The following is a 490-nucleotide window of genomic DNA, read 5'->3' as shown; positions in this document are numbered from 1 at the left end:
CAACGACCAGCAAGGCCTACGCGGTCTGCGCGACGACTGGCGGCTTGCAGATGCCTATAACAGCGAGGTTGAGGGCGACTGCGGAGGCTCGGGTGACCTCAAACGCGCTCAAGGCCGCGAACAAATCAACGAAAATCAAAATCGGCGACATCCAGCAGACCGTCCAAGCCTTCGCGCGACTGCAAAACGCGCTGTCTTTCTTCCGAATGTTCTACAACAAATTCACCGCCTGCCACGCCCGACTGGAGCGTCTGTACGTCTTTTTGCTGAGTACCGAAGAACAACACGGCGCGCAGCAACCCGAGATTAGCGAAGTTTCAGACGGCATTGCACTGGAAGACGTTGCGGATTTTACTGCTCGGCATCCCGCCCAGCGGCCTGAATGCCCGCACAGACGGCGAGCTTGCCGTTTACTACGACCACATCCGCGCCATGCCGGCACCCCTGCTGCGCGACCCGCTGGCCACGCTGCTCAAACTGGTGCCACTGC

At 59.8% G+C, this 490-nt stretch carries 1 pseudogene; it reads left to right on the top strand.

Annotation, left to right across the window (positions count from 1 at the left end):
- Positions 1 to 131: 131 nt before the first annotated feature.
- Positions 132 to 353: pseudogene (locus tag ACRPFF_RS11125) on the top strand (ABC transporter ATP-binding protein/permease); the annotation flags it as partial.
- Positions 354 to 490: the final 137 nt, after the last annotated feature.

The organism is Neisseria sp. SLRRB23, from assembly GCF_050896295.1.
In the GTDB taxonomy this organism is placed as follows: Bacteria; Pseudomonadota; Gammaproteobacteria; order Burkholderiales; family Neisseriaceae; genus Neisseria.
Note: the sequence above shows the minus strand (reverse complement) of the source record. Positions and strands in the feature narration are given on the sequence as shown.